Raw genomic sequence first — 22,422 nt, forward strand, 5'->3', positions numbered from 1 at the left:
GCTGCAAATTCCTGACAAAACAACCGCCTTTCCTATCCGCATGATTCCCAAAAAATGGTTCCTGAATCTGGATTCTCTAATGCCTTGATCAGCGTCATCTCAGCGTCTCATCAGCGGTTAAAATCCGGGCCTTTCATCCTCTGCCATGCTTTGGACTCCGGCGAAGTTCTTTCTCTGCCCCCTCTGCCCATCCCGCTCCTCTGCGGCAAAATCGAACGTTCCTGCGACCTCCATACATTATGGCGCATTCCAGAGTCCATCATTCCCATTGCCGAAAACAAACACCCTCTTTCGCCCAGCCTCCCCTCAGGAGCTTTAAACTTTAAACCTCAAACTTCTAACTTTAAACCACGCAGCCTTTCCCTCACCAACCCCGCAATCTCCTCCGGCGCCGCACACACTTGCGGCCCCACCTCCGCCGCCCGCCCGCCACGCTTGCCTCGCCTCCTGTCGCTCACACCATAGAGCCTGCCCATCTGCCTCAGCGCCTTGAGCCGCACCGACACCAAGGCCATCGACGGCGGCTCAGGCACAGCCCCGTCACCACCCTCGCTCTTCCCCGGCCCCTCACCAAACGACGCCACCACCGTCTCCCACAGCGCCAGCCCAACCCGCTCCCGCAACGCCACCACATCCTCCTTCGACCGGGGCAGCGGCGGTAAAATCCGGGGCGGCTTGGCAGCCTGCGCCACGCCCGCACACTCCGCACGGTGTTGCCGCCAGTATCGGCGCACCTCCCTCAGGCTCACCCTCAGCATCACGGCCACCTCCGGAAGCGGCAGCCCCCGGCGCACATGCAGCTCATACACCAGCCCCGGTCCCGTCACCCCGCGTCTCCTCGCCGCCCTCACCCACCGCCGCACACTCGCCTCCTTCACCGGCCGCCGCAGCACCTTGGCCCGGCTCTTGCGGCCCTTTTTCGCCCCAGAAGAAACAGCAGTCATCATCTCAAATAAAATGCAGTGTCATAATCTGGTAGCCATCGACCAAAAGCCCGGCCACCACGTCATACCACAAGCCTTGGGTCCGCATTTTCAAATTCAACCCCTTTTTTCAAAGAACCTCCTTCCCACTCACACCGTGCCTGCCCGGATGGATTGAAGTACGACAGACACTCCTGTCTGTCGATCAGCGCATCGCAAGCACCCCGGACCCACGAACCAAGTCCAGCACTCTTGGCAGAGTCTTACGACAGGCCTCCTCAACATTAAAAAAACTCAACTCAACGAAAAATGAGAACGGCCCATTAACCCGCCCCTCTCTTCCCATTCCTTTGCCAAAAACAACACCACCAAATCCCCCCAACAAAAAGCCCCGAGCCCCCTCTCAGGAACTCAGGGCAAACAATCGTCAACAACCGTCAAATCTCACCGCAGATTCACCGCGTCCCCGTCAATCGGGTAACTGCTTCCGGTCACAAACGACGCCTCGTCACTGCACAGATACAGCGCCAGCGCCGCAATCTCCTCCGGCTTCGCCATCCTTCCAATCGGCTGCGCCTCGCTCAGCTTCTGGAACATCTCCGCTTCCTGGCCCGGGTAGACCGGTTCTCAAAAAGATTGTCACTTTGATCCGGCGAGCGCAGCGGCCCCAGTGGCAAGGAGAGTGCGCCGCCTGCTATTAGAAAATAACAGGCAAGCGCTCGACGCCGCCAATGGGGCCGCTCCGCCGCCGGGCAAGGTGGCAAGATTTTTGAGGACCGGTCCAAGTCTTGGCCAGATACCCGTCCACAAACGGCGTGTGCACCCGCGCCGGAGCGATGACCTCGTTATCGCAGATTCACCGCACCACCGTCGATGGGGTAGGAGGAGCCGGTGACAAACCCGGCTTCGTCGCTGCAAAGGTAGAGGGCGAGGGCGGCGATTTCATCCGGCTTGGCCATGCGCCCAATCGGCTGCGCCTCGCTCAGTTTCTGGAACATCTCCGCTTCTTGACCCGGGTAGGTTTTGGCCAGATACCCGTCCACAAACGGCGTATGCACCCGCGCCGGAGCGATGCAATTGCAGCGAATGCCCTGCTTGATGAAGTCCTTGGCGATGGAGTAGGTCATCATGAGGACGGCCCCTTTCGTCATGGAGTAGGCGAAGCGATCCGCCAGCCCCATCTGGGCGGCGATGGAGCACATGTTGAGGATCACACCGTTGTTCTTCGCGGTCATGTGCACGAGCGCCGCCTGCGCGCACGCATGCACCCCCTTGATGTTCACCCGGTGGAGGCGGTCCATGTCTTCCTCGGCGGTGGTGAGGGCGGTGCCGATGTGGGCGATGCCCGCGTTGTTCACCAGCACGTCGATCTTCCCATGCGTCTTCGCCACTTCGTCAAAAATCGACTTCACCTCCGCATAGTTCCCCACATCACAGGCCGAACCCCGCGCACTGCCACCGGCAGCCACAATCTGGTCCACCGTCACCTGCGCCGCCTCCTGCTTGAGGTCCAGCACTTCCACATGCGCGCCCTGCTTGGCGAAAAGAATGGCGATGGCCTGGCCGATGCCTGAGCCGGCTCCGGTGATGATGACGGTTTTATTTGCGAGTGAGAACATGAGCGGGAGTAAACAGAGATGGAGCGTGCTTTTTTACCGCTTTCCTTCTTTTCAGCCAGTCAATTTTGAATTCCTAAGCGAAGGGGCCTCAGCCCTGCGCCATCCTGAAGCCGGAATTCAAAACGCGAATGATCGCGAACAGCCGCGAATGACCACGAAGCAGAATCACACCCAGCGCCCTTCGCGAGAGTTCGCGGACATTCGTGAACATTCGCGTTGGAAGCACCGGCTCAATCCTCCGATGTCCCATGGAGGGGAGTGATGCCTCAGGGCTGGTAGGGACGCGTTGTGCGCGTCCGTGGAATCCTTCGTCCCAGCGCTGTCTCGCGGCCCCTGCGCAGCGCATCCCATCTAGCGCTCCACCTCCCGCCGCGTTCTTTTTCATCCCACGGCCAGCGCGCTGCAGAAGGCGGCAAGGACGGCGCACCTTTTTGGATGGCCTGCGGGTGCCACAGACCCGAAAAGTGGGACGCGCACAACGCATCCCTACCATCCCTGAAGCCGGGATTTCAAACGCGAATGACCGCGAACAGCCGCGAATGACCACGAATCAGAATCAAACCCAGCGCCCTTCGCGAAAGTTCGCGGCCATTCGTGAACATTCGCGTTAGAAGCACCGGCTCAACAGCCGCCAGTCCTCTCCTTTTTTTGCATCCCTTTTTGCGCCTCTTTGCGGCCAACCATTCCGGCGCCTCTACTTCTTCCCCTTCTTCTTCCCAGCCTCGGGATCCACCGGCAGAAACGCCGCAAACCGGCTCTCAAACCGCTTGGGAATCACGCACTGAATCTCCGCGCGGCCCGTCTCATAATCCTCGCTCAGCATCTTCCCTTCCTGATGCACCAGCGCGACGAGATCCATGCGATCCAGCGGCAGGCTCAACGTGAGCCGCACGACGCGGTCGATCATGAAATCATGCAGCCGGTGCAGCAGATCCTCCATGCCCTGCCCCGTCTTCACCGAAATCAGCACCGCCTCCGCAAACTCGCGCTTCAGCTCCATGAGCCGCGCATCGTCGATCAAGTCCACCTTGTTGAGCACCAGCAGCACCTTCTTTTCCCCCGCGCCCAGCTCCGCGAGCACCTTGGACGTCGTCTGGTAAAACTCCACCGCCTGCGGCGAGCTCGCATCAATGACATGAATGAGGAAATCCGCCTGGATCGCCTCCTCCAGCGTCGCCCGGAACGACTGCACCAAATCATGCGGCAGATTGCGGATGAACCCCACCGTATCCGTCACCAGCAGCGGCTGACCGTCCGGCAGCTCCATGCGCCGCGTCGTCGTGTCCAGCGTCGCAAACAACTTGTCCTCCACATAGGCCTCCGCCGCAGTCAGCTTGTTCAGCAGCGATGACTTCCCCGCATTGGTGTAGCCCACGGTGGCCGCATGCGGCACCGGCACCCGGCTGCGCTCCTTGCGCATCGTCTCGCGCTGCTTCTTCACTTCCTCCAGATCCGCCTTCAGCTTGTCCAGCCGCTTGCTCGCCAGACGGCGGTCCACTTCGAGCTGAGTCTCCCCTTCCCCACGCGCCGCGCCCGCCCCGCCCCCCCCCCCGCCCGCGCCCCCCCCCAGGCGGTCCAAGTGAGCCCACATCCGCGTCAGCCGTGGAATCGAATACTCCATCTTGGCCAGCTCCACCTGCAGCCGCGCCTCCCGCGTCTTGGCCCGCATGTTGAAAATATCCAGAATCACCTCATGCCGGTCGATCACACAGATGTCCCCCTCGCTCTCCCACGCCCGCTGCTGCCCCGGGCTCAGCTCATTGTCCCAGACAATGACGTCCGCGCCCAGCTCCTTCGCCTGCTTCATCAGCTCCGCCGACCTGCCACTGCCGATCAGGTAGCGCGCCGTGTGCTCCCGCGCAAAAACCAGCTCCTTGCCGATGATGTGGATGCCCAGCGTCCCGACCAGCTCAGCGAGCTCCTCCAGCAAATCTGAAGCTTCCTGCTTCTGCCGCCGGTCAAAGTACGCACCGACCAGAAACGCATTCTCAACGGCATTGGGTTTTTCGCGGATGTCAAACATGGGGTTGCCAGTATGGACCACGCCAGCGCATTGCCAAGCTGCGTATTCCATGCCATGAACAGTCACATGACACGCCGCCTCCTCCTGCTCAGCCTCTGCCTCGGTCTCGCCGCCTGCGATTCCTCAGACACCGCCCCCCTGCCGCTGAACCTTTATGAGTGCGATGCCGGCGAAGCCGCCGTGCGCCATCTGATCACCCTGCTGCCCGATCTGAACCCCGGCGTGGCCAAAAGCTACTCCATCGTGCTCGGCGAGATCAACCGCGACGGCATGACCCCCGCCACTGACGACTTCACGAAACGCTTTGCCGATTTGAAGCTCAAATTCGTCAACGCCCAAAACCTCAAGGACATCGAGCCGGACCACACCATTGCGGATCCCGACACACGCCTTGCCGCATTCATCCTCCAGCTCCGCAAACTCCAGCCCACCAGCGCCAACACCTGGGACGCCGAAGCCGGCTGGAGCTACAAGAAGGAATACGCGCGCTACAAGCTGCAGCTCGAAGTCAAAGACGGCAAAACCCGCGTGGTGAAAGCCGAAAAGACCGAAAGCTCGTAGTCGCGGGCATCAATGCAGGGCGGTGCCGCTGTCATCCACGCTGTCCACATCCATTTGCCGCACTCGCTTGCGATCCCGTTCATTTTGAACGGCATTACGCAACTTTTCACGCACCCCCTCGACACCCGGAATGGCACGCATCGCGACCGTGGGAGTCGTGGCATCGGTCGTGATCATGGTCAGATTGCCAAGCCCGACCATGCGCAGCAGCAAGGGCTGCTCCATGGTGTAATCCCGCACCCGGAAAAGCTCCAGCTCATCCACTTTTTTATTGAGGATGCCTGCACGGATGCGCAGGCGCTGGGTGGTCAGCTCATAGGTGGTGGATTTGGTGACCCACCAGCGGATGAGCCACATGAAAAATGGAATGACGAGCGCCAGGTAGCCCAGCATTCCTACGCCCGCAGTCGCCAAACCGAACACTGTCGCGGCGAAGCTGATGCCACCGGCAAGCAAGATGCAGAAGAAGTAATACCAGAAGTGAACCCACTGGGAGGTATGGCCGGACCAGAGGGTGGTTTCCGCTGCCGCGGAAGGCATGGGGGCGTCGTCAGTGGGCATGTTGTGCGAGGGTGTGTGAGTTTGTGGATGCGATTGGAAAATCAGAGCATCGACCTGATTTCATCGAGCGCCTGCTTGGTGCGCTTGATGCCTTCGATCTCGGTGTGCTTGTCGCCTTCGTATTCGATGCCGATGTAGCCGTTGTAGCCGGCCTTGACGACGATGTTGATGAGGCGCTCGAAGTCGAGGGTGATCTCGCGGCCTTCGCGGCGGTCTTCGGTGTAGAACTTGCCGGCGCCGGTGTCCCAGTCGTAGGCCTTGGCGCTCATGCCTTTCTTGACCCAGGGCATGAACTCACGCAGGCCTTTGTAGGGGTTGTAGAGCTCGCCTTTGACGCGGTCGGTGTAGAAATTGCCGAAGTCCGGCAGGATGCCGACGCGGGCATGGTCGGCCGCTTTCATGACCCCCGTGAGCCAGAGGCCGTTGCTGGAGAGGCCGCCGTGATTTTCCACGACGACGAAGAGTCCGCGCTTGTCGCCTTCCACGCAAAGACGATGCAGGCCGTCCGCTGCGAGTTTCATCTGCTCGTCCCAGCTCAGCTTGTGATCGCTGGCGGCATTCACGCGGATGCTGTGGCAGCCGAGGGTGGCGGCGGCATCGAGCCACTTGAGATGATTTTCGATGGTCTTTGCGCGCTTGGCTTCATCGGGATCGCCGAGATTGCCCTCGCGGTCGCACATGATGAGCAGGCCTTTGACGCCTTCGCCTTCCTGGCGCTTTTTCATTTCGCCGAGGTAGGCGGCGTCTGTGGCCTTGTCGAAGAACATCTGGTTCACATACTCGACGCCGTCGATGCCCAGGCTGCGGGCGATTTTGCAGAAGTCGAGATGCTCATGGCGCTCGGCGCTGCCTTTGCCAAAGATGCCTTTGTTCAGCGACCATTCGGCCAGTGAGATTTTGAAGGGCGGCTGCTTGTCGGCGGCGATGAGAGGGCGGGAACCGGCGGCTGCAAAGGCGGTGGAGACGAGCTGGAGAAAGTGGCGGCGGGAAGTCATGGGTGTGATGGCACCCATTATGACGTGCGGAGCCGCCAAAGCTCCAGAAGAATTTTCGTCCCGGCTTTGTAACAAACTGGCTAGGCCGCCTTGCGTTCCACGCGCTTGCGCAGCATGGCGGCGCGCTCGCCTTTGACGACACCTTCGTTGATGGTGACGCCGCGTACGTCCATCCGGCTGGGCACGTCGTACATGACGTCCAGCATGATGCGTTCGAAGATGCTGCGGAGTCCGCGTGCACCGGTGCCACGTGTCACCGCCTCCTTGGACATGGCAAGCATGGCGTCCCGCGTGATGGAAAGCTCCACGCCATCCATGTTCATCAGTTTTGCATACTGTTTGATCAAAGCGTTTTTCGGTTCGGTCAGCACGCGCACGAGTTCCTGTTCCGTCAGGGACTCCAGGGAGCAAACCACCGGCAGACGGCCGATGAATTCCGGAATCAGGCCAAACGACAGCAGATCCTCAGGCTCGACTTCAAATCTGGATTTGGCCGTCTCGGGTTTCGCTGAATGGGAATTGACAAACCCCATGGTCTTGCCGCCACGGCGCCGTTCCATGAGTTTGTCGAGGCCCACAAAGGCCCCGCCGCAGATGAACAGAATGTTTTCGGTGTTCACCTGGATGTACTCCTGCTGAGGGTGCTTGCGCCCTCCCTGAGGTGGCACATTGCACACCGTGCCTTCGATGATTTTCAGCAGCGCCTGCTGCACGCCTTCGCCTGAGACATCGCGCGTGATGCTCACATTCTCGGTCTTGCGGCCGATCTTGTCGATTTCGTCGATGTAAACGATGCCCATCTCGGCACGGGCGACATCGTAATCCGCCGCCTGCAGCAGGCGCAGGACGATGTTTTCCACGTCTTCGCCGACGTAACCGGCCTCCGTCAGTGTCGTCGCATCCGCAATGCTGAAAGGGACGTTGAGAATGCGAGCGAGAGTCTTGGCGAGGAGCGTCTTGCCACAGCCCGTGGGGCCCATGAGCAGCACATTGCTCTTTTCGATCTCGACATCATTGGGGTCCGGCAGGGTTGCCGTCAACTTGCGAGGGGCTCCGCTGCCGGCACGTGTGGCCTGCTGCTGGGTGTGCAGGATGCGCTTGTAATGATTGTGCACCGCGACGCTGAGAACCTTCTTGGCCTGGGACTGGCCGATCACGTGCTGATCCAGCAGCGCGGCGATGTCCGCCGGGCGTGGCACCAGGAGTGCCGGCCCGCCCTCGGAATCGACCGAGCTTTCTTTGTCGAGAATGTTTTTACAGACGTGAATGCAGTTGTCGCAAATGTACACCCCCGGACCAGCAATGAGTTTTTTGACCTCTGCATGGCTTTTGCCGCAGAAGGAGCAGAGAGTAACATTGGAGCCGCGTGCCATGGTTTTTGGGGGTGTTGTAATGTCGCACGGAAGCGGGATGCACGTCAAGGTGCTGCTTCTTTAGAACGCAAAACAACCTGTTCTTTGTCATTCCGCCCATACCATGCTTTGAGTACTACGCCTGAAGCCGGTCGTGAGGTCAAAATGCTGTCCAGCGAAAGGGAACGATTTGCGAGCACCTGCCCCTTTGCGTCTTGGATTTCCCACTCCTGCCCCCTCAATTGCGGGAGCCGCTCCCAAGAAACCGCGTCCAAGCCCTGAATCACTGCTCCGGGTGGAACCTGAGCCGAGTCCATCAGCCAGGCCTGCGGGACGAGCGTTCGCAAAGCCACAAAGTGCTGCAGGCGCAATTCCTGGCTCCAAAATGAGCGCAGCGCCGGTAGATGCAGGAGTGCCTGCTCCAACGGAGCATGGGCGAGCGTTGGACTGCCCCCCACGAGTTTCAGCTTTGCTTGATCCTGTGTATAACTGAATGACAACCAAAGATCTGAGACAGCACCCTTCGCAGGGGCCAGCGACAGCCAGTACGCCAAAAAAGCACCTAATGGCCCTGCGATACGGCCCTTGGCAACACGCGCCTGCAAGACATCGCGTGCCGCCATCCAGCGCATGACGCGATAGCCGGCAGAATCGACCGCTTCGCGCTGTGATCGAGGTAGTTGTTCGAAAAAGTCTGGTATCATGGATGCTGCAGCCTCTGTCTAAATGCAGACAGTCACCCGTGAAAACGAGAGATTGCGGCGAAAAGATGTTTATGATAATTATATAACTCGTGTTGCTCTTCCCCGCCAGCCACCTCCGTCCGCAACCCCAGCCGAAGACCTGGATGTCTGCGGGCTTTTCACTTTTGGAACTGCTCACGGTTATCTGCCTGGTCGGCATTCTCAGCAGTATTTCACTTGGCTGGTACGGCGGGAACCAAAAGAATGTGATTGAGCGTGTGACCCACCAGCGGAATGCGCAGGAAATCGTTTCGCTCGGGGTCTATGCCACCATGGGAGGTGCGGATTTTGTGGTGCCAGGGGACAAACTGGCCACCGCCGCCAAGCTGATCGGCGGCGTCACCGGCCGGCAAGGGATGTGGAAGGACAAACTTTTCAGCCTCAGCAACATGCGCCCAACCGATCTGCCCGGAGCGCTGCCTTTTGTGAAATTCGAGTCCGACCTGCTGCTCTATGACCCCGAAGGGCTGCAGCCTTGATCCGCTGAATTAATCAACACTCACTTCCACATTCAAAGTGGCGGGCAGCTTCGATGCTTCGACTGGATTGGCCGCAGCCGGTTCATCAGGAAAAATCACCACGATCTCGCGGATGCCTTCCTGATCGTGCCGTTTTTGTTCCTTGAGCACCCAGTGCTGGACAAACTTGGCCACCGAGGTGCGGCTGGCTTCGCGCACATGCTTGATCTTGCCCGGCACCGCCGCACGGCGTTCAAGCATCGGAGTCAGTCCTTTCTCCAGTTCGGCCATGTTCTCCGCCGCATTGAACCGCAGCCAGCCCGCCTCGGACTTTTTCTCCATTGTCTCCGTGCGGATGGCCGGCGGCAGCGAAGGCCGGATGGCGGGCGCTACCACCACGCAGCGTCCGTTTTCGACCGTGAGCTTCCATTCGTCGGACAGCTTCAAATGGTAACGATAGACCACCATCGCGCGGATTTCCGCCACGGTGGTGCCGAGGTAAACGGCATCGTTGAACAAGGTCTTGGTGTCATACTTCGTCACCGTCTCCTCGGTGTCCAGCGTCGCCAGTTCCAGCACGTCGCCCTGAGTTGAGGCGATGCGTTTCACGTTTTCATGAAAACTCTCGGTGATGGTCCGCTTCTGGAAGTGCTCTGCCAGCCACTTCATGCCAAAGCCCGAATCCACCACCTTCCATGCGACGACTCCGCCGGTGACCACCACCGCCAGAAAGGTCAGGGCCAGTATGGAGAAGCATCCAGGCCCGCGTCGCTGCGCGGGTGCTGGAGCAGAATTCGGTTCAGCCATGGAATCAAGAGTGAGTCAAAGACACCTGAACATGCCGCCTAAGGCTTACGCTGCCAATTACGAATCTGGTAAAAAGCTCACCTTGACGATCTCCCGCAGTCCCTGCGAGACTGGCGACGCATGAAGTCCTCATTTCTCTCACGCGCTGTGCTGCTGGCCTGTCTGGCGGTTTTCTCCATCTCCCAAGCGCAGCAGCCGGAGGCATCAGCCCCTAAGCAGCCGACGGCAGAGGAGATGAAGCAGATGATTCAAAAGCGCATCGATGAAATCGAAAAGCTCGGCTGGACGCGTCAAGGCAAGGGCAATCTCGGAGGCAAAGCGGAGGTCGCCATTCCGCCGGGCTATCGTTTCACCTCCGGCGAAGGGACGCGGCAACTGATGGCCATGTATGGCAACCCACCGACCCAGCGCGAACTCGGCATGCTGGCGACCGAGGGCCTGGGCCCATGGATCATTTTTGAATTCGATGAGTCCGGCTATGTGAAAGACGACGAGAAGGACAAGATCGACGCGGATGACATGCTGGCGAAACTGCGCGAGGGCCAGGAGCAGGGGAACGAATACCGCCGGGAGCATGGCATGGCTGAGCTTGAGATTCTGGGGTGGGTGGTGCCGCCCCGTTACAACGAAAAAACCCACAACCTGGAGTGGGCCACACGTTTGAAGTCCGTCGGCAGCGAGGGGATTTCCATCAACTACAACACGCGTCTTCTTGGACGCACAGGCGTGATGGAAGTCACGCTGGTCTGCGAACCGGAGGAAATGGAAAAGATGATTGCCGAACAGGAAAAAATCCTCACGGGCTTCAGCTACATCGAAGGCCAGCGCTACGCTGAGTTCCGCGAAGGAGACAAGGTGGCCAAATACGGCCTCACCGCGCTGATTGCCGGCACCGGCGCCTTTGCAGCCGCCAAGATGGGTCTGTTTGGCAAGCTCGGGCTGGTCTTCGCCAAGCTGGGCAAGGCGGCGATCCTGCTGGTGGTGGGGGTGCTGGCCGGCTTGAAAAAACTCTTCAGCAAAATCTTCGGCTCGCGTCAGCCGCCAGGCGAATAGCGCATGACCGACGGCCAGACGCTTCTCGCAGTCTTCGTGCTGCTTTATCTCATCGAGTGCCTGCGCCTCGTGCCATCCAATGCCTGGATGGCTGCGGGCACGGGCAAGTCGGGCTGGAGTCCACTGCGACCATGGATGCGGCTGCAAATCGGCAGCGGCTCGCCCCTGCTGCTCTCTCCTCTGCCGCCCATGCAGGCGCATGCTCTGGCGCTGCCATGGCTGTTTGTGCCCGAGCAGGATTCGCTGCGTGTGCGACTGACCGACAGCATGAGCGTCAGCATCGCCTGGGACAAGCTGGCCCCGCGTGTCGAGGAAAGCACGCTGCATCTCGATACCGTCACCCGTGTGCGCCTGCCCTCCAAAACGCTGGCTGAACTCTGGCAGCAGCGGCTCGCTGAATGGCGAGGCCTCACACCCGAGCAGCGCCGCAGCGCGTTTCTCAAGCACGCCCGCACGACACTTGACACGAAGTCTGCCAACACAACCGCCACGGCCACGGCGCAGTTCACCCGATCCCTGCGGCTGTGTGCCACGATCCACTTCATGTGGTGCTTTGGCGTGATGAGTGTTTTGTATCATCGCTTTGGCGACAGTCTGATCGTGCTCGCCGCTGCGGGTGTGCTGCTGCTGGTGCAATTCACTCAGTCCTGGCTCTTTCTGCGCAGCACCCGGAAAAGCCGCGTCCTTGTTCCGCATCGCGGCTGGCGCGCGCTCGGGATCGCCTTCCTGCCGCAGCTGTCGATGCGTGCCTTTGATGTCGTGAATCTGACCACGGATGCCGAACCGCCGCATCCGCTCGCCTGGCGCGGGCTGCTGGATGACAAGCGCTGGCTGGAAAGTGCGCGACTGTTTTGGCGTGAGTCACGGTACGTTCCCGGCTGGCCGCAAGACGAGTCGCTGCCGCTCGAAGCCGAGGCACTGGAAAAATTCTTCCGCCATGAAGGCATCGCAGAAGCTGATTACGATCCGCTCCCAGCGGCAACTCTTCCTACCTGCCCGCGTTGCGGTGCGGAATACCAGAAGGGCATCACCGCCTGCTCCGACTGTGGCGGCGTGGAACTGCGGCAGCCGGCGGTGTAATACCACGCGCAGTTGAAAATGGGCCTGCGCAGGATCAACAGCAGAGGGTCATCGGATGAAAAAATGCCATGCAGCCGCAGGTGTCGTAGGACGGTCGTGGCGAAAGCCCGCCCGTCCGTGAGCGTATTGCAGACACCCCGGCATGCGAATGTCCTCGCAGTCGGGCGGTTTGGCGGAGAACGTGACAGAGCATCAGAAGGCCTTCGACGCCAAACACGACCAACCTACGGCCGGAGCGCCGCGTTTTTCGTCTGCGTGAGAACCTGTTTGCAGCAACAGGAATGCAGACCTGTTTACAATGACTCTTAGCATAAGCTGCATCAAGGATTGGTAACGTGGCGCAGCATCCATTCCGACATCTCTGCGTAGATGGGGAAATCAGTGATCAGCACATTGTCGTGATCCGCGCCGGGGATTTCAATCCAGCGTTTTTCGATGCCGGATGGCAGCGCGTCATAGAGACGACGTCCACACTCGATGGGGATCACCCGGTCTGAAGTGCCATGCGCGACAAGCACCGGGCATTGGAGCTGGGGAACCAGAGCCAGGGAGTTGGCCGCACTGACGTCCATGTGCGCCTTTCTTTGATAAAACCAGCCCGTCATGTGGCTCCAGACTGAACCCAGCCAATCCCCCACCCAGCCGGAGGTCTGATGACGCACCACGTGGTCCAATGAATCGAAGGTGGAAACCAGCACGGCCGCGCGCCATGGCGCATCCTTCCCCACGGCTGAGCGGATGCTGACCGCACCGCCCATCGACAGCCCCATGATGCCTGCGGGTTGCGGATTGAAGCCGAACTTCGACGCGGCCTCATGCAACGCCAATGCCGGAAGGTGGGCCTCCCGCACGCCATAGCAGGCGGTTGTTCCTGGATGGTCCCCATGCCCTGGCATGTCGGGCAGAATGCAGCGAAAGCCCACGGCGCAGAAACGCTCTGCGATGAGCAGGTAATCCTCCTTTCGACCGCGGCGGCCATGCACGAGCACCAGATTTCCCACCAGACTGCCGGGCGCTGGCAAAGGGAGACCTTTCAGCGTGAGCTGCTCACGAATGACCTGCCCGCGCTTTCCAAGTGCGCCCTGCGGATCCGGCTCACAGACGAGACAAGGGGTGCCATCAGCACAGGTGAAGGATTTCAAAGCCACGCCATGCAAGGCCGGATGGGACAGAAACTCATGGTGATAATCCTGGAGCGGCCTGCGTGGCGGATGCGCCAGCTGATCCGCCGCCAGCCAGCCGGCGAGCGGTGGCACCAGCAGAAGTGCGGCTCCCAGGATGACTCGTCTTCTTTTCACGGGCCGATGATGAGCAAGATTGTGCCGAGTGCCAATCTTGTTATGTTCATAAAAGCAGAATATGAACCTTTCCAAACTTCTTCAATTCCTTGCCATTTCGGTGCCCGCTCTGCTGGCCAGCTGCGCCAAGCCTGCGTATGAGATGCGAGGATATGCCTCCTACATCGCGGATCAATATGCAGGCCAGTACACCACCTCGGGGTCCATCTATCACCCCCAGGGCTGGACCGCAGCGCACAACACCCTGCCCTTCGGCACGGTGGTCAGGGTGAAGAACCACAGCAACGGCCGCACAGTGAACGTGACAGTGACCGACCGCTTTCCCTATTACCCGAACCGCGTCATCAATCTCTCCCGCGCCGCTGCTGAATACATTCAAATTCCCCATCACCAGCTCGGTGATGTGACTGTGACGGCCAAAACGATTGCTGGTGGCACGGCCCCGGCGGCAAATTACTCCTCTCCACCAGCATCCAGGCATGGCGGAACAGCGCCAGCCACCTACGGGGCTCCGCCACCTTCACCCCGTATGACAAAACCTGCGGTCAGACCCTACTCAAGGCCCACGTCGGTTCCACCCGCAGGATACGGCACCAGCGCGCCGCCTGCGGGCATCCCGCCTCCGCCGCCCGGTTATCGTTAATCGGCTGAAGGCTCCTCCGTCTTTGCACTGCGTTCGATCCAGTCATAGAGCATCGGCAGCAGCAGCAGCGTGAGCAACGTGGAGCTGATGATGCCGCCGATGACGACGGTGGCGAGCGGGCGCTGCACCTCGGCTCCCGCTCCATGCGCGAGGGCCATGGGCACGAAACCGAGCGCGGCGACGAGCGCGGTCATCATGACGGGGCGCAGTCGTGTGGCGACGCCATTGAGAACGGCATCGCGGACGCTCATGCCTTCCTCACGCAATTCGTTGAAGTAGTTCACCAAGACGAGGCCGTTGAGCACCGCGACACCGCTCAAGGCAATAAAGCCGACGGCGGCAGTGATGCTGAAGGGCATGCCGCGCAGTTCCAAAGCAATGATGCCGCCGGTCAGCGCGAGCGGGATACCCGTGGCGACGAGGAGTGTCTGGCGGATGCTGCCGAAGGCGAAGAAGATGAGCATCAGGATGAGCGCCAAGGCGGTGGGCACCACGATGAGGAGACGAGCACGGGCTTCCTGGAGATTTTTAAAAGTGCCGCCGAATTCGAAGCTGTAGCCCTCGGGGAAGGTCACTTCTTTTTTGATGCGCGCCGTAGCCTCGTTGACGAAGCCTTCCATGTCGCGGTCTTTCACGCCGACGAGCAAGGCCGCGCGGCGTTGCGTGCGGCTGTGGCGGATGGGTTCCACAGTTTTCTCCGTGCGAATGTCCACCGCATCTCCCAGCGAGAGCATGCCGAAGTCGCCAACACGCAGGGGCAGGCTCTTCATGATCTCCTCCTTGGCACGATCCTCCTCGGGCAGGCGCACGACGATGTCACGCTTGCGATTGCCTTCGACGACCTGACCGGACACCTCCCCGCCGAGGCCGGCTGAGACGGCATGATTGAGCTCGGCAAGAGGGACGTTGTACTTGGTGAGGATGTCGCGCTTCACCTGCATGACGACGGTGCTGGTGCGACCATCTGTTTCAAGCTCAGCGGATCCGCCCGGAGTGTTGTTGATGATGTCACGAATCTGGCTGGCAAGCTTTTCGAGCAGGTCAAAATCGATGCCATAGATGCGCACGGTGAGCTCGGCCTTGGAACCTTCCATCATTTCATTGAAGCGTGTCTCGATCGGCTGGCCGAATTCGATGCTCTGGTCTTCGTGCTCGCTGAGCGCCTCCTTCTCGATGGCGGCGCAAAGTTCGGCCTTGCTGGTGGGAAGGCCGGGGCCTTTGGGCCACTCGGAGACGGGTGTGTAGAAGACGTAGAAATCCGTTTCGTTTGGCGGCATCGGGTCGGTGGCGACTTCGCTGGTGCCGCTTCGGGTGAAAAAGCTGGTGACCTGCGGAAACTTTTCACGCACCATCTTGCCAAGCACAAGGTCCTCATGCAGCGACTCCTTGAGGCTCATGCCGACTTTGCGGTAAATCATCCCGGCAATGGAGCCTTCGTCCAGCTTGGGCACGAACTCGGCCCCCAGAGTGCTGAAGCGCCAGCCGCAGAACGCAAAGAAGGCGACGGCCAGAAGCACCACCGCCCAGCGCATTTTGATGGCGGCGCGCAGCATGGGCTGGAACACGCGATTGAGAGCTGAGATGATCCAGTTGTCCTTTTCCGCGACATTGCCGCCGAGGAAGAACGAGCACATCGCGGGCATGAGCGTCAGCGCCAGCAGCAGGGCACCGGCGAGCGCAAAAATCACCGTCACCGCCATGGGGCGGAACATTTTTCCTTCGGTGCCCGTGAGCGTCAGAATCGGCAGATAAACGATGGTGATGATGAGCACCCCGAAAAACATCGGGCTGGCCATCTGCTTGCTGCCGGCGAGCACTTCGCGTGAACGCTCTTCTTTGGTGAGAATTCGTCCGAGGTGATGCTGCTTGACCCCGATCCTGCGGATGATGTTTTCGACCATGACCACGGCACCGTCGATGATGAGACCGAAATCGACCGCGCCAAGACTCATCAAATTGCCCGACCAGCCTCCCTGCACCATGCCACAGATGGCGAACAGGAATGACAGCGGAATGGCGAGCGCCACGATCAAGGCCGCACGCCAGTTTCCAAGCAGGATGAGCAGGACGACGATGACGAGCACGGCCCCTTCGAGGAGGTTTTTTTCCACGGTACCCACAGTGGCTTCGACGAGATCAGAACGTTCGTACACGACAGTCACATCCATGCCTGCAGGCAGCTTCTCCTTCAGCTCCTCCAGCCGTGGTGCCACACGATGGCAGACCACTCGTGCATTCTGCCCCATGAGCATCATCACGGTTCCGAGCACGACCTCTTCACCGTCCATGGTGGCCGCACCGCCGCGAAATCCGGCGCCCCACTGCACCTTGGCCACGTCCTTCACCCGAAGCGGCTCGATGGCAGCACCGAATTTGATCGGCAACATGGCGATTTCCTCCGCTGTGCTGACACGGCCCACACTGCGAATGGTGAGCTGCTCGCCGCCGCGATTGATGACGCCGCCGCCAGCGTTTTCGACATTGCCACGGATGATGGCGGCGAGTTCGCCCACGGTCATGTTCGCCGCCTTTAATTTATCGAGCATGGGCTCAACGGTGACCTGCCGCTGGTGACCGCCGTTGCTGTTGATCTCGGCGACGCCTTGAACGACGCGCAGGTGCGGTTTCACGATGTATTCGTGTGTCTCCCACAGACGCATGAGGCCCTCATTTTCATCAGCGGGCTTCTCCTTGGCCCCCTTCTTCCAATGGAGTGTGTAGTAGAAGATTTCACCGAGCCCCGTGCTGATGGGGGCGAGGCTGAGCGAACTGCCCGGCGGGAGATCGCGCATCACGGCGGTCAGACGCTCGGTGACGAGCTGGCGAGCACGAAAAATGTCCGCACCGTCTTCAAATTGAACCGTGACCTGGCTGAGGCCAAACTTCGTGATCGAACGCGAGTCGAGTACGCCGGGCATGCCGGAGAGCGCCATTTCGATGGGGCGGGTGACGGCGCGTTCGGACTCCTCAGGAGCCAGGGCTGGCACGGCCACGTTCACCTGAACCTGCGGGCCGGTGAGATCCGGCACCGCATCGATGGGCAGGTGCATGAGTGAATACAAGCCCGCACCGAGCAGGCCGAAAGCCCCCAGCAACACGAGGGCACGCTGGCGGACAGAGAATTCGAGAATGAAATTGAGCATGATCGCAAAAGATGAGGTTCAAAATGCGATGCGGCCTATTTCACCAAAGTGCTGCCCGTGAGCTGCTCAAGCTGCAGACGTGCGTCCACAGCGCCGAGCTGTGAGGTGAGCACGGCTTTGACGGAGGCGATGTACTGACGTTGCAGCTCCGTGTAAGTCGCCAGCGGCAGCGCGCCCAGACGATAGTGCTCATCGGCTTCTGCTGCCGCTTTGCGAAAGCTTTCCAGCGTGTCAGCCGGCCATTTGGCAAGCTCCTCGGTATGGATGCGGTAATGGCTGGCCTGCGCAGCAACGTCACGCTCGAGCTGGCGCATCTGGGCAGTGAGCATGACCTCCGCCTGCACCTCCTTGGCTTTCGCGGTGTCGATGGCCCCCTTGTTGCGGTTCCACAAGGGCAGCGGAATGGAAACACCGATGCCCACCTGGGCTTCCCGCGTGAACGTCGTCTGCTTCTGGAGGTAAGTCTGCACGGTGATGGACGGCCAGCGCTCGTTTTTGGCAAGAGCCACATGGTAGCCCTGCTGCTCCACATCAATGAAGCGGGCACGCAAAGCGAAGTTTTTACGGCGTGCCTCGGCCAGCAGGAACTCGAGAGGCGGTGGTGGATTGAGCACGAGATCTTCCATGCGCAGCTCCAGCGGATGTTCGGCTTTTTCACCCAAAAGCTGGTTCAGTTCAAAGCGGGCGGCGGCCAGTTCATTGCGCGCGAGGGTGGCCTCCGCGCCGAGAGTGAGCGCGCTGGCTTGAATGATGCGAGCCTCCAGGCGCGGCGCGGCACCGGCAGGATCACGCTGCAGAAGCACCGAGGCGAGGGACTGGAAGCGCTTTGCCACTTCATCGGCGGCACGGGTTTGCTCCTGCGCGGCCAGCAGCTTCCATGAGATGGTTCGCACCCGGCCGGCAAGAGCCGCACGAAACTGAGCGATCCCGAGCTGGGCCAGCTCAATGTCTTTTTGTGCGATGGCCTTGCGCAGGGAAAGGCGCCCGGGCCAGTCGAAAGTTTGCGTGAGCTGCACCGCCCAGGTGGGGCCATCGGTGACTTGGTTCGTGGCGAGATCGCGAATATGCCAGTTGCCGACGCCGACCATCAGGTCCGGGTTTTTAATTTCGCCCGCCTTGGTTTTACCACCTTGGGCGACATCGATCTGGGCCTCGTAATAACGAAGCTCCGGGTGTGTGGCGAGAGCCTTGAGAACGAGGGAATTGACAGAGACGGGCTCCGTTTCGCCCCTGGAGGGCAACTGGAGACAAACAAGCAGAGAGAGAAGAAGAGAGGAAAGTTTCATGCGCGTGATTTGAGAATAGATGATGAGTCATGGGCCAGGCGGATTCATCCGCAGCATGTGCCCGCTATGTCCGCTTTTGCGGCCCCGGAGATTCAATCCATTGCTCAACAACGCATGACGGTCCGGCCAGCCTTCAGGGCAAGGCCATGCGACCATGAGGTTCTCTGCGAGCGCCCGGCGGCAGCAGCCACCACAGGCTTTGCGAGGCGGCAGTGGGCCACGACATGCGCAGGGGCCGCTGCTTTGGCGATGCCTTCCGTGGATGTCATGAGTCGCTGCGCACGTGAAGCGTCATCGACTTGTTTGAATGCCAGGACGTGGTCCGCCGCATTGGATGCAGGCGCTTCGGCAAAAGCCACCAGCACTCTGCAGAGGGCGTCGTGCTCATGAATCGTGAGCTCAGCGGCGGACTTGCCTGCATGAGAAAGCACCACCGTCAGGGCTCCTTTGTTGGACACACCCACCTTCACAGCGTGATCACCGTCAATCATAGCCGCCGCCATGCAGATGGCCGGTGCGATCCCATGAGAGGACAGCATCCAGCCAATCAGCAGCAGCAAATGCACCAACCGGACGAGCGGCTTGGAGTCATGGCGGTGAGATTTCATGCGTATATGTAGGACAATAACGCACAGCCCGGCAGTTTCCAGCATGAAAAATTAACCAAGCCCGTGCCCTTCAGGCGGGTCTGCGGGCGTTTCCGGTTCATCCAGCTTTTTTTTCTCATGCAAAGATAAGAACGGCTGGTGATCCGGGCCTTCGATGAGAACGTACTTGCTGTGCAGGCCTTCTTCGCCGGCATCAAAATGGGGGTAAAGTACCGGAAGAATGAAAAGGGTGAGCAGGGTGGCCGTGATCAACCCCCCGATAATGACGCAGGCAAAGGGACGTGCTGTTTCCGCACCGACGGCATGGGACAACGCCGCAGGCAGCAGGCCCAGGGCCGCCATGGCGGCGGTCATCACGACCGGTCTCACACGGCTGATGGCCCCCTCCCGAACCGCCTCGGCCATGCGCATGCCTTCCTTGCGCAATTCACGAATGCGCTCGACCAACAGCACCCCGTTCTGCACCGACACACCAAAAAGAGCGATGAAGCCGACCAAGGCGGAAACAGACATCGCCAGCCCCGCCAGCGGGAGTACAAGAATTCCCCCCACCGCCGCAAAGGGAACATTGAGCAGGATGAGGGTGGCGAGCTTCGCGGAATCAAACGCGGTGAAGAGCAGGAAGAAAATCGCCACGAGGGTGATGGGCACGACCAGAATCAGACGTCGCACGGCGCGCTGCTGGTTTTCGAATGCACCGGTCCATTCCAGGCGAAACCCCTTGGGCAGCACGACCTGCGCATTGACCTTCTGCTGCGCTTCAGCCACCAGGGTTCCCAGATCGCGCCCACGCACCGCGAGCTTCACCGCCGTCAACCGGGCGTTTTCTTCGCGATAGATGCGGGCAAACCCGGGCTTCACATCCACAGAGGCCAGCGCCCCGAGCGTGAGTCGTTCGCCATCGGATCCAGACACAGGAATGCGCCGGATGCCGTCTATGCTGGCAACGGAGCGCGGAATCATTTTGACCACGAGATCAAAGGTGCGCTCGCCTTCGAGCACCTTGGTGGCGACGGAACCGCCCATCGAGGTCTCGATGACAGACTGCACATCCGTCATCGACAATCCAACACGGGAGATGGCATTCCGGTCCACGGCAATCTGCACCTGAGGCTGGCCCATGAGGCGGTCAGTGCCCACGTCCGCGGCACCCGGGACGGTGTTGAGAATGTCCACGATCTGATCCGCAAGCTGCTGGAGTTTCTCGGGTTCATCCCCGAAGATTTTCACACTCAGCTCGGACTTCACGCCGGAGATGGCTTCATTGACGTTGTCCTCGATGATCTGGCTGAACTGAAACTGCACGCCGGGCACTTCGATGTTGAGCTTTGCTTTCATGGCTTTGACGAGGCCATCCCGCTCCTTGGCGGTCTTCCATTCCTCACGCGGATAAAGATCCACGGAGGTTTCACTGACATCGAAGCCGTTGACGTCCGTGCCATCGTCCGGGCGGCCATTTTGAGTGATGATGGATTTGGATTCCGGGAAGGAGGCGAGCACACCACGCATGCGGCGCATGATCTGGGCGGACTCGGAGGGCGAGATGGTCTGCGGCAGGAAAGAGCGGATATAGAGGGAGCCTTCGTCCAGCTTGGGAAGGAACTCCGTGCCCGTGTGAGAGGAGACCACACCCGCAAAGGCCAGCATGACCACCCCGCTGAGAACGACCATGCGGCCATGCTTGAGCGCCCAGCCAAGCGACGGGCGGTAGATGCGCAGGAGAAGGCGCACGAGCCATGACTCATGCTCTCCTGGCCCCTTCTTGAGCGCGTAACTGGCCAGCAGCGGCACAATGGTCAGGGCCAGAATGGTCCCGGCAATCAACGCAAAGGTCAGAGTGAGAGCCATCGGCTTGAAGATTTTCCCCTCAACACGCTGCATGGTGTAGAGCGGCAGGAAAGCGGTGAGGAGGATGGCTTTGGAAAAGAGGATGGGGCGCCCCATCTGCCCGACGGCCTTGGGCAGGAGTTTAAACAGGGACTCTTTTTTGTCCCGCCGCTCATGCATCATGCGCAGCAGATCTTCGATCACGACCACGGCGGAATCCACGATGATGCCGAAGTCGATGGCCCCCATGGAAATGAGATTGGCTGGAATGCCGCGCAGATCCAGCATGAGGAAGGCGCCCAGCAAGGACAGCGGCACCACGGCGGCGACCACGAGCGCGGAGCGGATGTTTCCCAGCCCCAGAAACAAAATGAGCACGAGCAGCACGAGGCCGATGCCATCCGCCATGTTTTTATGCACGGTGTGCAGGGTGCGGTTGATGAGATTGGTGCGGTCGTAATGCATGTGGATGTGCACTCCGGCAGGCAGAAACTTGGTGTTGATGATGTCGATCTTTGCCCGCACGCCTTCGAGCACATCCGTGGCGTTCTCCCCTTTGCGGAGCATGACAATGCCCTCGATGGCGTCATCCAGTTCGTAATTTTCAGCAGGGATGCTGCGCCCCACACGCCCGAGGCGAAGCTGTTCGCCGATGAGGACGCGGCCCAGGTCTTTGACGCGGATGGGCGTGCCACCGCGTGTCTCCACCGCGATCAGCCCGATGTCTTCAAGCGACTGCACAAAACCGAGGCCGCGCACAATGAACATTTCAGGCCCATGCTCGATGTAGGCGCCGCCCGCATTTTTGTTCCCGGCGGAGAGTGCATCGAGCACCTGGCGCAGCGAAATGTCATAGGACAGCAGCTTCATGGGATCGATCAGCACCTGATACTGCTTGGTGGCACCACCGAAGCCGATGACATCGACGACCCCGGAAACCGTACGCAGCTGGCGCTCCACGATCCAGTCCTGAACGGCGCGCAACTCGGTGGAGGGCATGCTCTTCGGCGCATCCAGCGTGTAACGGTAAATCTCCCCGACGGGTGTGGTGTCTGGCGAAAGGCGGGTGTCGGCATCCGGCGGCAGATTCACGCTGGAAAGCAGCTGGAAAGCCATGTTCCGGCAGTAGGCGCGGTCGGCATCATCATCGAAAACGATGGTGACCTGCGAGAGCCCGAAGAGCGAAACCGAACGGATGGAGGACCGCTTGGGAATGCTGTTCATGGCATTCTCAATGGGCACCGTCACGAGACGCTCCACCTCTTCGGCGGCACGCCCCGGCAGCAGCGTGATGATCTGCACCGAAACATTGGTGACATCGGGATAGGCCTCAACCGGCAGGCGGTTGAAGGCCAGCGCACCGGCAAGCACAAAAAGCACCATCAGCGCAAAGGCAATGGGCCGGTGTTTAAGAACGTATTTGGTCAGCGTGCCCATGGTGT

The 22,422-nt window shown here is 60.2% G+C and carries 18 protein-coding genes and 1 pseudogene; 5 read left to right on the forward strand and 14 right to left on the reverse strand.

Features of this window, described 5'->3' with window-relative positions; translation table 11 throughout:
• Positions 1–329: 329 nt before the first annotated feature.
• The 4 genes and pseudogenes from ACILSL_RS11615 to hflX form a co-directional block, all read right to left on the reverse strand.
• Positions 330–947 (reverse strand): hypothetical protein, encoded by a 618-nt coding sequence (locus ACILSL_RS11615; RefSeq protein ID WP_395732198.1) that lies wholly within the window; start codon positions 945–947, stop codon positions 330–332.
• 420 nt (positions 948–1,367) lie between these two features.
• Positions 1,368–1,541, reverse strand: a pseudogene (locus ACILSL_RS11620) (SDR family oxidoreductase); the annotation flags it as partial.
• 227 nt (positions 1,542–1,768) lie between these two features.
• Complete coding sequence (locus ACILSL_RS11625) at positions 1,769–2,542, reverse strand: SDR family NAD(P)-dependent oxidoreductase (RefSeq protein ID WP_395732199.1); 774 nt, start codon at positions 2,540–2,542, stop codon at positions 1,769–1,771.
• Between the two features lie 694 nt (positions 2,543–3,236).
• Positions 3,237–4,565 (reverse strand): GTPase HflX, encoded by a 1,329-nt coding sequence (hflX, locus tag ACILSL_RS11630; RefSeq protein ID WP_395732200.1) that lies wholly within the window; start codon positions 4,563–4,565, stop codon positions 3,237–3,239.
• 66 nt (positions 4,566–4,631) lie between these two features.
• Between hflX and ACILSL_RS11635 the strand changes: the two genes are divergently transcribed.
• Positions 4,632–5,126, forward strand: a complete 495-nt coding sequence (locus ACILSL_RS11635) for a hypothetical protein (protein ID WP_395732201.1) — start codon at positions 4,632–4,634, stop codon at positions 5,124–5,126.
• A gap of 9 nt (positions 5,127–5,135) precedes the next feature.
• On the opposite strand, the gene ACILSL_RS11640 is transcribed toward ACILSL_RS11635, so the two are convergent.
• From ACILSL_RS11640 to ACILSL_RS11655, 4 genes are all read right to left on the reverse strand, one after another.
• Entirely contained in the window at positions 5,136–5,687 is a 552-nt protein-coding gene (locus tag ACILSL_RS11640) for a PH domain-containing protein (RefSeq protein ID WP_395732202.1), read from the reverse strand.
• Between the two features lie 41 nt (positions 5,688–5,728).
• A complete protein-coding gene (locus ACILSL_RS11645) occupies positions 5,729–6,682 on the reverse strand; it encodes a sugar phosphate isomerase/epimerase family protein (RefSeq protein WP_395732203.1) in 954 nt (317 codons plus the stop codon).
• Between the two features lie 80 nt (positions 6,683–6,762).
• On the reverse strand, positions 6,763–8,055 hold the full coding sequence (clpX, locus tag ACILSL_RS11650; RefSeq protein ID WP_395732204.1) for an ATP-dependent Clp protease ATP-binding subunit ClpX: 1,293 nt from the start codon (positions 8,053–8,055) through the stop codon (positions 6,763–6,765).
• Positions 8,056–8,099: 44 nt separating this feature from the next.
• Positions 8,100–8,738 carry a hypothetical protein gene (locus ACILSL_RS11655; RefSeq protein WP_395732205.1) on the reverse strand — a complete coding sequence of 213 codons (639 nt, stop codon included), beginning with the start codon at positions 8,736–8,738 and terminating at the stop codon, positions 8,100–8,102.
• A gap of 89 nt (positions 8,739–8,827) precedes the next feature.
• Between ACILSL_RS11655 and ACILSL_RS11660 the strand changes: the two genes are divergently transcribed.
• Positions 8,828–9,256: a type II secretion system protein gene (locus tag ACILSL_RS11660; protein WP_395732206.1), complete on the forward strand. Its 429-nt coding sequence runs from the start codon at positions 8,828–8,830 to the stop codon at positions 9,254–9,256.
• 9 nt (positions 9,257–9,265) lie between these two features.
• Here ACILSL_RS11660 and ACILSL_RS11665 read toward each other — a convergent pair whose 3' ends face one another.
• A complete protein-coding gene (locus tag ACILSL_RS11665; protein WP_395732207.1) occupies positions 9,266–10,042 on the reverse strand; it encodes a hypothetical protein in 777 nt (258 codons plus the stop codon).
• Between the two features lie 120 nt (positions 10,043–10,162).
• Here ACILSL_RS11665 and ACILSL_RS11670 point away from each other — a divergent pair, with 120 nt between their 5' ends.
• Positions 10,163–11,095 carry a DUF2167 domain-containing protein gene (locus tag ACILSL_RS11670; RefSeq protein WP_395732208.1) on the forward strand — a complete coding sequence of 311 codons (933 nt, stop codon included), beginning with the start codon at positions 10,163–10,165 and terminating at the stop codon, positions 11,093–11,095.
• 3 nt (positions 11,096–11,098) lie between these two features.
• Entirely contained in the window at positions 11,099–12,175 is a 1,077-nt protein-coding gene (locus ACILSL_RS11675) for a hypothetical protein (RefSeq protein WP_395732209.1), read from the forward strand.
• 320 nt (positions 12,176–12,495) lie between these two features.
• On the opposite strand, the gene ACILSL_RS11680 is transcribed toward ACILSL_RS11675, so the two are convergent.
• Positions 12,496–13,473, reverse strand: coding sequence for an alpha/beta hydrolase (locus ACILSL_RS11680; protein ID WP_395732210.1), 978 nt, complete (start codon positions 13,471–13,473; stop codon positions 12,496–12,498).
• A gap of 61 nt (positions 13,474–13,534) precedes the next feature.
• Between ACILSL_RS11680 and ACILSL_RS11685 the strand changes: the two genes are divergently transcribed.
• Positions 13,535–14,116: a septal ring lytic transglycosylase RlpA family protein gene (locus ACILSL_RS11685; protein WP_395732211.1), complete on the forward strand. Its 582-nt coding sequence runs from the start codon at positions 13,535–13,537 to the stop codon at positions 14,114–14,116.
• On the opposite strand, the gene ACILSL_RS11690 is transcribed toward ACILSL_RS11685, so the two are convergent.
• From ACILSL_RS11690 to ACILSL_RS11705, 4 genes are all read right to left on the reverse strand, one after another.
• Positions 14,113–17,259: an efflux RND transporter permease subunit gene (locus tag ACILSL_RS11690; protein ID WP_395732212.1), complete on the reverse strand. Its 3,147-nt coding sequence runs from the start codon at positions 17,257–17,259 to the stop codon at positions 14,113–14,115. The two genes, ACILSL_RS11685 and ACILSL_RS11690, sit on opposite strands and share 4 nt — an antisense overlap.
• 35 nt (positions 17,260–17,294) lie before the next feature.
• On the reverse strand, positions 17,295–18,545 hold the full coding sequence (locus tag ACILSL_RS11695) for a TolC family protein (RefSeq protein ID WP_395732213.1): 1,251 nt from the start codon (positions 18,543–18,545) through the stop codon (positions 17,295–17,297).
• A 104-nt stretch (positions 18,546–18,649) separates the two neighbouring features.
• On the reverse strand, positions 18,650–19,153 hold the full coding sequence (locus ACILSL_RS11700; RefSeq protein ID WP_395732214.1) for a hypothetical protein: 504 nt from the start codon (positions 19,151–19,153) through the stop codon (positions 18,650–18,652).
• Positions 19,154–19,204: 51 nt separating this feature from the next.
• Positions 19,205–22,417, reverse strand: a complete 3,213-nt coding sequence (locus ACILSL_RS11705; protein ID WP_395732215.1) for an efflux RND transporter permease subunit — start codon at positions 22,415–22,417, stop codon at positions 19,205–19,207.
• Positions 22,418–22,422 lie beyond the last annotated feature (5 nt).

This window comes from Prosthecobacter sp., assembly GCF_044222345.1.
GTDB lineage: Bacteria > Verrucomicrobiota > Verrucomicrobiia > Verrucomicrobiales > Verrucomicrobiaceae > Prosthecobacter.